A 7,643-nucleotide genomic window follows, 5' to 3' on the forward strand; every position below is an offset into this window, starting at 1 on the left:
GCCGGGGAGCGGCGGACCTGTTCGGTCACCGCCGCGGCGACCTCCGCGTCGGGGACCACGTGGACCTCGACCGGGGAGAACTCGCGCCCGAGCAGCCAGCCCTCGATGGCGGGGCCGGTGGTGTCCTCCCGTCGCCCGTGCGCGGCGGCCGTGGAGGAGACGACGACGACGGCGCTGCGACCCGACTCCACCGCGGCCCGCCCGGCGGCGGCGGGGGGTGACTCGTCCTGGTCCCTGGTCCAGTCGCCCCGTTTCCCGCCGGACTTGGCGGCCAGCCTCACCCCGTCCATCGTGGCCAGCGGGTCGACGGCCTTGACCATGTCGTGCAGTGTCAGCCCGGCCACCGAGACAGCCGTGAGCGCCTCCATCTCCACCCCCGTGCGGCCGGTCGTCGTGGCTGTGGCCGACACCCGGATCTCGCCGGCCGGCGCGTCGAGCTGGAAGCGCACCTTGACCGAGTTCAGGGGGATCTGGTGGCACAACGGGATCAGCTCCGAGGTCTTCTTGGCCGCGCCGATACCGGCCAACCGGGCGGTGGCCAGCACGTCGGCTTTCCCCAGCTCGTCCCCCGACACCATCGTCACGATCTCGGGCCGGGTACGGAAGACCCCCTCGGCGGTGGCGGTGCGGGTGGTGACGGCCTTGCCGCCCACGTCGACCATCCGAACCCGGCCCTCGGCGTCGAGGTGGGTCAGATCCGGGTGGGCATCAGTCATGGCGACCACGCTAGTCGCCGGTGCCGGAGTGCGTGAGAGAGCGTGCCGGGGGTGGTGCCCCGCGATCCGGACCCGGCCCGCAGGGGTTTAATCGACGGAATGCCACTCCTCTTCGACCCCATCCGCATCCGCGATCTCGAGATCCGCAACCGCGCGTGGCTCTCGCCCATGTGCCAGTACTCGTGCGACGCCCGCGACGGCGTCCCCACCCCGTGGCATCTCGTGCACCTGGGTGCGCGGGCGCAGGGCGGGTTCGGACTGATCCTCGCGGAGGCGTCCGCCGTCGTGCCCGAGGGCCGGATCAGCCCCCACGACGCCGGGATGTGGAACGACGCGCAGCGGAACGCATGGGCGTCGATCGTGGACTTCGTCCACTCGCAGGGCGCCGCGATCGGCATCCAGCTCGCCCATGCCGGGCGGAAGGCGTCGACCCACCGGGCTTTCCCCGGGGAGCCCACCGGGTCGATCCCGGTGGCGGAGGGCGGGTGGACCACTGTCGCCCCCTCGGCCATCCCGTTCGGCGACATGGCGGCCCCGGTCGCGCTCGACGCCGACGGGATCCGAGCTGTCGTCGACGCCTTCGCCGCGGCCGCCCGACGCGCGGACGAGGCGGGCTTCGATGTGGTCGAGATCCACGCCGCCCACGGCTACCTGGTCCACGAGTTCCTCTCGCCCCTGTCCAACGAGCGATCGGACGAGTACGGCGGCTCCCGGGAGAACCGCTCGCGACTGCTGGTCGAGATCTGCGATGCGGTCCGTCGGGTCTGGCCGGAGGGCAAGCCACTGTTCGTTCGCATCTCGGCCACGGACTGGGTTCCCGGTGGGTGGACCCCGGACGATTCGCGCTGGCTGGCGGCGCGCCTCGCCGGGCACGGCGTCGACCTGGTCGACGTCTCGTCGGCCGCCAACACCCCTGCCGTCCCGCCGGTGCCACTCGAGCAGGGGTATCAGGTGCCGCTGGCCGAGGAGGTCCGGGCGTCCGGGGCGGTGCTGGCCGGCGCGGTGGGACTCATCAGCGACCCGCACTACGCCGAGCAGGTGCTGGCCGACGAGCGGGCCGACGTCGTGTTCCTGGGCAGAGTCGGGCTGCGCGAGCCCGCCTGGCCGCTCCGCGCGGCCGCCGAACTCGGAGTGCCCTGGCGTGAGGCGCCGTACCCGCCGCAGTACACGCGCGGCAAGTGGTGAACCCCGCCGGTCAGCCGGCTGTCGCCACCCCGATGGCCGAGTGCGGCTAGAGGTCCAGCTCGATGTCCGAGCAGGGCATCGCCGTGCACACGGTGATCCGCTCCCGGACGACCGTGTCGGTCGTGCCTCCGTCGGCCCGGGACTCCGCGCTGGTGGTACCGCTGAGTTTGCCGGTCACACACGCCTTGCACAGTCCGCGTTCACACCCGGTCGGTACGGAGATGCCCGCCCGGCCCGCGGCTTCGAGCAGGGTCGTGGCCCCGTCGATCTCCACCGAGGTGCCGGTGCGGCGGAAGTGCACGGTGTAGCGACTGCCGTCGTCCGCCGGTCGCTCGAGTTCCGGGGCGGTGAACGACTCGGCGTGAAAGCGCTCGGCAGGCTGTCCGAGGGCGCGCAGCTGGTCGCGGGCCAGATCGATCACCGCGGCCGGCGCACACACATAGGTCTCCCGGTCGGCGGCGTCCGGGACGAGACCGCGCAGCAACTCCGGACCCAGCCGGCCGGTGGTCAGGCCGTCCCGCCCGGACGGCGTATCGGTGAACAGGTGAAGCGTGGCGCCCGAGTCGCGGGCCAGCCGACGGAGTTCCGCCTCGTAGATGATCGAGCGCTCGTCGCGGTTGAAGTACAGCACGGTGGCGTCGGTCCCGGCGTCGCGGGCGATGCGGCGCAGGAGGCTGATGATCGGCGTGATGCCCACCCCGCCGGCGATGAGCAGTGAGGGGGCGCCGGGCTCCGGCATGGCGAAGTCGCCCGACGACTGCGGAACGCCGACGAGAGTGACGTGGCGCCCCGCCTTCAGCGTGTCGTTCAACCGGGTGGAGACCCGGCCCCCGTCGACCCGCTTGACGCAGATCTCCAGGTGTCCCGGCTCGTCGCGCTGCGAGCCGTCGAGCCGCGAGTCGATGCTGTCGCGGACGAGGCTGTACTGACGGACGAGTTCGGCGGTGCCGCCGTCGTCGTCGTCGTCGACCTCCACCCGCACCGAGATGTACGCCCCGGCCTCCCACTCCACGTCCTCCCACCCGCGCGGCCTGGCCAGACGCACGGAGAGCGCGTCACCGCCGGCGACCGGCGTGGCCGACAGGACCCTCGCGGGAACATTGTGGAAGCGGGGCTTGTCCAGGTACGGGGACTCGGGCAGCGGCCGATACGTGAACCCCGAGATCACGCGCCGCACGAGCGAGGAGGGGTCGCGCAGCAACTCGGCCGGTCGTCCGAACTCCCGCTCGCCCAGCGGCACCGACAGGCCCGTGAGCGTCGTGGCGATGAGCGGCACCGTCTCCAGCAACGGGGTCTCGTGATACGGCAGCCCGAACCGGGCGGCGAGGGCGCGCACCTCCGGCGCGATCCTGCGCTGCATGGACGGCGGCAGGTCGGGAAACAGGTGATGCTCGATGTGGGTGTCCAGTCCGCCGTAGAAGATCCGCAGGTCGGGGCGGTCGTCGAACGGAACCTCCTCCTCGAGGATCCGGGTCAGCGCCTCGTCCATCCGTCGGCTGGGCAGGAAGTTGCGGGTCGCCCGGATCTGCCGCTCGTAATACTGGTCGGGGGTCTCATCCGGGCCGGGATCGGTGAACAGTTCCAGTTCACCCGCGTGGTGTTCGATGAGCACCAGGAACAGCACGGACATGTATCCGGCGACTCCGCCCAGGTAGTTGGCCACCAGGGTCGGCAGCGGCTTCCATCCGGAGCGGAAGGGCTCGTCCACGAAGCGGCGCCGCGCGTCCCGACGGGCGATCCTGGCCGGTGAGCGCAGGGTGTACGAACTGAAGAACGGGTGGCTGTCGACCTTGCGCGCGATGTTGGCCAGGAAGAACGGTGCCGCGACCGGGGCCATGGCAGCGAGCGCGGAGATCAACGCCACCTGCCCGAGGTGGTGGCCGTACCAGTCCTGGCCCGCGCTGCCGCGGAAGACGCTGTAGCCGAGGTCGTGGTCCTTGCCGACGATGTTGGTGTTGGGGTGGTGGCCCGCGTGGTGCATCGTCTTCCAGTGGTCGACGTCGACGTTGAAGTCCCAGTCGTAGCGATCCGAGTGGTACTCGCCGTTGCCCGGCAGGTGGTCGTAACTGCCGTGGACGATGTTGTGGCCCAGCTCGGAGAACTGCATGAGTCGGTACATCATCTCCAGCGCGGTGGCCCGGCGGATCGCGCGCGGACCCCCCTCGCGCAAGAGTTCGCGGCGGCGTGCGTCGATCGCCCGCCCATATGCGGTGACGTGGCGGATGTGATCCAGGTCCTCCTGGCCCACCTCGGCCTTGGCCCGAGCGTAGAGCTCCTCCATCGCCTCGGCCAGGCCGGACGGTGATGCCGAGTGGGCGGGACCCGCCGGCCCTGCCGCCCCGTTCGTCGAGCTCCCCGGCTGTGAACCCTCCGAGCCCGTACCTGCGCTGATGTTACTGGCGAGAGTCATGAGTGTGACGGTAGCCACTCGTCGGGACCGGGAACAGGGCGATGGCGGTCGCATGGTTGGCATTTTCGGTCACTCGGCAACCTGCGTTGATACGGTCGGGCGATGACCTCGTCGTCGGGCCCGTCCGCGCTCAGCTCGTCCGCGGTCGGCTCGTCCGCGGTCGGCTCGTCCGCGGTCGGCTCGTCGACGCCGCGCTCGTCCTCGCCCGTGTGGGCGGTGCCCCGCGGCACGGAGGGGATCCGCATCATGGTGGACGGCGGCGTCGCGCGCGGGATGACGACGACGGAGTGCCTCGCCGGCACCGGGCTCGACGCGGCGGACCTCGACGACGAGACCGCACAGATCTGGGCGCACCAGGAGTTCGTGGTGATCCGCAATCTCCTGGGCGAGCTCGGGGACCGGCCGGGTCTGGGTGCGGGTATCGGTGCCCATTCGACGCTCGGGCGCACCGGCGTCATCGGCTTCATGATGCTCGCGGGGCCGACCGTGCGGGCGGCGCTCGACCGGGCCATCCCGTACCTCGCGCTCTCGCCCACTCACCTGCGGTTCTCCCTCGAGGAAGGCTCGGCGGGAGCCACCGGAACCGGGGCCGACGTGGACTGCCTGCTCGCCGCCGATGACGAGATCCCCGCGGATGTCCGGACGTTCGTGGTCGAGCGTGACCTGGCGGGCCTGGCCGCGGCGCTCCGTGGGGCTCAGATCGACGTGGGGATCACCGGGCTCGAGACGACCCTCGGCCCGGAGAGTGCCGTGATCCTCGGTGAGTCGTGGGGGTTGACCGTCGACGAGGTCCGGCCATACGCCGAGCGGAACCGACTGGCCATCACCCGGGAGCGGCTGGACGCGCGGCTGCCCCAGGGCGACGAGAACACGGCGAAGCTCTTCGAGAGGCAGTGTCGCGAACTGCTCGACGACCGGCTGGCGCGCGTGGGCGTCGCGGGTCAGGTCCGCAGCCGCCTACGTCACGAGCGCGAGACGTGGCCGTCCATGACGGAGGTGGCAGGTGAGCTGCACATCGACGTCCGCACCCTGCGTCGCCGGCTGGCCGCGGAGGGGACCTCGTTCCGGCGGCTGCTCGACGAGGTGAGGCATCATCGGGCGCTCGAGCTGTTGGCGCTCCGCGTGCCGGTGTCGGAGGTGGCGCGCGAACTCGGGTACTCCGAGACCGCGACCTTCACCAGGACGTTCATTCGGTGGGAGGGGGTCCCGCCCAGTCGCGCCCGGCGGGCCGGGCAGATCGAGCGAGTTCCGTGAGGCGTCGGCCGAGTGCGCACCTCCCGGATCGCGACCGGGTTCCACGGATTGTGCCCCATATTCACGGATCGTGACCGATCAGGACGCATGGGCATCGGCGGTGCCACTCGGGCCGAATGGCAGGCTGGGGGTGCCGGCGGCACGGTGCAGAGAGGACCGGCTCGGCGGGGTGCGGTGGCTGGCCCCGGCGTCGAGCGCGACGATCCGCACACCGACCGAGCGGACTGCTCAGCATCCCGACACTCACCCGAGGAGAGCCGAAATGACCCTGTTCGAGACCCTCAAGGACCGCTGCCGCCCCGAGTGGGAGGCCTACATCCGGCACGAGTTCGTGGAAAGGCTCGGAGAAGGAACGCTGCCGATCGACGTGTTCCGCGACTACCTGATCCAGGACTTCCACTTCCTGGTGCAGTTCGCCCGTGCCAACGCACTGGCCGCGTTCAAGAGTCGCACGCTGGCCGACATCACGGCCGCCCATCAGGCCACGGGGGCCATCATCGCCGAGACCGCGCTCCATCTGCGGTTGACCGAGCGGTGGGGCATTCCGCGCGCGGAGCTCGAGGCCGCCGCCGAGAAGCAGGCCACCGTCGCCTACACCCGCTACGTCCTGGACGCGGGCATGTCCGGAGACCTGCTCGACCTGCACGTGGCGCTGGCGCCGTGCACCATCGGGTACGCCGAGATCGGGGCGCTGGTGCAGCCTCGCCTCGCCGACCACCGCGACGTGAGCGGCAGTGGCGGTGGGGTGACCGAGCATCCGTACGCCGAATGGATCGCCGAGTACTCGGGCGCAGAGTTCACCGCGGCGTCGGCTGCGGCGATCGCCCAGCTCGATCAGCTGGCCGCGGGCGGACTCAGCGAGCGACGTCTCGACGAGCTCACCGGGGTGTTCTCCACGGCCACCCGGTTGGAGGCCGACTTCTGGCAACAGGCTCTCGACAGCGTGGCCTGAGCCTCGGGACCGGTCGTGGTTCGGCACGGCCCGATATACGCTCGTCGCTCCATGTCATGTCACAGTGAAAGGACGACTCAATGATCATTCTCGGTGCGATTCTGTTAATCCTCGGATTCCTGTTGGACATCCCGATTCTCTGGACGATCGGCCTGGTTCTCGTGGCGATCGGGGTAATCCTCTACGTGCTCGGAGCAGCCGGCCGGGCGGTCGGTGGACGCAAACACTGGTACTGACCCGGCCGGGTGTGTGACCACCGGGCCCGCTTCTCGCCGACCGTGAGAAGCGGGCCCGTCCACATGTGCGGGGCACCGCGGTGCGAACAGAGGCCGGGGTGTGCTCGATCGGTCACAAGGGCTCGATCGGTTACAAGGGGATGGTGACGACCTCGTCCCCCGCCGCCAGTGAGGTCACGTCGGCGGGGATCTCGATCAGCACGTCGGCCCGCGCCATCGAGGCGACCAGGTGCGAACCCGGGCCCGAGACCGGTTCGGCGGTGGGCGGCCCTGACATGCTGCCGGCGGAACCGGGCAGGAGCGCCGCTCGCAGGTACTGCGCCTTACCGGCGGGAGAGGTCACGTCGCGCGACAGCAGGGCCCGGCTGGTCTGCACGGGCACGCGACCCACGGCCTCGAGGACAATCGGACGCAGGAGTACCACGAACGACACGAGCGCGCTCACCGGATTGCCCGGCAGGCACACCACCGGCGTGTCCCGCCACGACGAGAGGCCCTGCGGGCCCCCGGGCTGCATGGCGACAGGGGCGAAGCGGGCCCCCTCGCGGTCCGCCAGGACCTGACGCACCACCTCGGCGTCCCCCATGGACACCGCCCCGACGGTCACCACGAGGTCGGCGTCCCCGGTGGCGACGTCCAGCGCCGCGGTGAAGTCGTCCCGCTCGTCACTGCTGATGACCGTCGCGGTGACCTCGCACCCGCAGGCTCGCAGCGCCGCGCCGAGTGTGAGCGAGTTGGACTCCCAGATCTGTCCCGGCTCCAGGGGCCTGCCCGGTGCGACGAGTTCGGAGCCCGTGGCCACCACGCCGACCCGCGGGCGCGGCCGCACGTCGAGTCCGGACTCCCCGAGCGAGGCCGCCGCCGCGAGGTGCCGGGCCTCGAGCCGGGTC

At 71.2% G+C, this 7,643-nt stretch carries 7 protein-coding genes; 4 read left to right on the plus strand and 3 right to left on the minus strand.

Annotated elements, in window-relative coordinates; genetic code table 11:
- Nucleotides 1–716: cyclic pyranopterin monophosphate synthase MoaC (gene moaC, locus IY392_RS15000; RefSeq protein WP_194861639.1), on the minus strand; the 716-nt coding region annotated here is incomplete at its 3' end.
- A gap of 99 nt (nt 717–815) precedes the next feature.
- Between moaC and IY392_RS15005 the strand changes: the two genes are divergently transcribed.
- A complete protein-coding gene (locus IY392_RS15005; RefSeq protein ID WP_194861640.1) occupies nt 816–1,901 on the plus strand; it encodes an NADH:flavin oxidoreductase/NADH oxidase in 1,086 nt (361 codons plus the stop codon).
- Between the two features lie 46 nt (nt 1,902–1,947).
- Here IY392_RS15005 and IY392_RS15010 read toward each other — a convergent pair whose 3' ends face one another.
- The gene (locus tag IY392_RS15010; protein WP_228549473.1) at nt 1,948–4,311 is read right to left on the minus strand and encodes a fatty acid desaturase; all 2,364 of its coding nucleotides are present in this window, start codon (nt 4,309–4,311) and stop codon (nt 1,948–1,950) included.
- 102 nt (nt 4,312–4,413) lie between these two features.
- On the opposite strand from IY392_RS15010, the gene IY392_RS15015 reads away from it, so the two are divergent.
- From IY392_RS15015 to IY392_RS15025, 3 genes are all read left to right on the plus strand, one after another.
- On the plus strand, nt 4,414–5,565 hold the full coding sequence (locus IY392_RS15015) for an AraC family transcriptional regulator (protein ID WP_194861641.1): 1,152 nt from the start codon (nt 4,414–4,416) through the stop codon (nt 5,563–5,565).
- Nucleotides 5,566–5,827: 262 nt separating this feature from the next.
- Nucleotides 5,828–6,517 carry a TenA family protein gene (locus IY392_RS15020; RefSeq protein WP_107755342.1) on the plus strand — a complete coding sequence of 230 codons (690 nt, stop codon included), beginning with the start codon at nt 5,828–5,830 and terminating at the stop codon, nt 6,515–6,517.
- Between the two features lie 80 nt (nt 6,518–6,597).
- Nucleotides 6,598–6,753 (plus strand): DUF6131 family protein, encoded by a 156-nt coding sequence (locus tag IY392_RS15025; RefSeq protein ID WP_182613520.1) that lies wholly within the window; start codon nt 6,598–6,600, stop codon nt 6,751–6,753.
- A gap of 130 nt (nt 6,754–6,883) precedes the next feature.
- Here IY392_RS15025 and IY392_RS15030 read toward each other — a convergent pair.
- Nucleotides 6,884–7,643, minus strand: a 760-nt coding sequence (locus IY392_RS15030; RefSeq protein WP_194861642.1) for a molybdopterin molybdotransferase MoeA, incomplete at its 5' end; no start/stop codon positions are given.

This window comes from Dietzia sp. SYD-A1, assembly GCF_015356725.1.
Taxonomy (GTDB): domain Bacteria; phylum Actinomycetota; class Actinomycetes; order Mycobacteriales; family Mycobacteriaceae; genus Dietzia.